We start from the raw sequence: 941 nt of genomic DNA on the forward strand, positions 1-941 counted from the left end.
GGCTCTGTAAATTATGAGGGTGCATTTTTCTTTCTACTTTTAGGATGGTTGTAATGAAGTATTAAACCCACCGCTTCTATAAACCCTTTAACTGTTTTGAATTTATTCTTTATTTCTCTTACCACTGGCAAACTATGAAAAGTTTCAGCTTTATTCGATGTCCTAGGGATTATATTGCTTCTTGTGAATTGTGTGCCTTTGAAAATGCTTCATTATCTTATCCAAATTACGATACAAACCTTTATTTAAAGTATTTTTATTCTCCATAAAATCATCCATTAAATCATTAGCTTCTTGCTCATTATAAGTTCTAAATATATTTCTATATTTAGTCAATTCTAATGCAACCTGCATTTTTTCAACCTCGCTTAAAGATTTATCTTTAAAAAGAGGATAAACACTTTTATTTATATTTTGAAAATGATGAAATATACATTGCTGATGAAACACATGAAAATGGTCAGCTAATGCTTCATAAGCTTTAAAATGGTCTGTTGTTAAACTTCTAAATTCCTTATCTTTTAAAGCTATTTCAAATAATCTCACAATTATTATCATAACTCCTATGCTTCATTAATCCCACTGCAAAAGGCACATTCTTAATACTAATATCATGTATACTCACACAATACCATCGCTCACCACCAATTGTGGTGAATAGTTCATCTGCAACCAAATTACCTAATATTTCCGCCTTATTTTTACTTATAACATACAATTCTCCAGATTCAGCTGGACCACCAACCCTATCACCTTTTTTATCCCTCATCATCAACTCCTGCACTACATTTTCCTTATGCACAGTAACTTGATCAGGATTGATTTTAAACATATTCTTAACTGTCTGATGACTAATATCAATTATTAAGCATTAATTTAACATCCTGAGCTATAGAATCCAATGACCCACCACGATTAGCATATGATTCACGAATTGTTTC

Annotated in this window: 2 protein-coding genes; both read right to left on the bottom strand. The window is 31.0% G+C overall.

The window, feature by feature from the left end:
* Nucleotides 1-162: 162 nt before the first annotated feature.
* Nucleotides 163-546: a hypothetical protein gene (locus MBFIL_RS04660; RefSeq protein ID WP_157078670.1), complete on the bottom strand. Its 384-nt coding sequence runs from the start codon at nucleotides 544-546 to the stop codon at nucleotides 163-165.
* Nucleotides 533-832, bottom strand: a complete 300-nt coding sequence (locus tag MBFIL_RS04665) for a hypothetical protein (protein ID WP_157078671.1) — start codon at nucleotides 830-832, stop codon at nucleotides 533-535. Before MBFIL_RS04665 ends, MBFIL_RS04660 begins: the two co-directional genes overlap by 14 nt.
* Between the last annotated feature and the right edge of the window lie 109 nt (nucleotides 833-941).

It is taken from the genome of Methanobrevibacter filiformis, assembly GCF_001639265.1.
Taxonomy (GTDB): domain Archaea; phylum Methanobacteriota; class Methanobacteria; order Methanobacteriales; family Methanobacteriaceae; genus Methanacia; species Methanacia filiformis.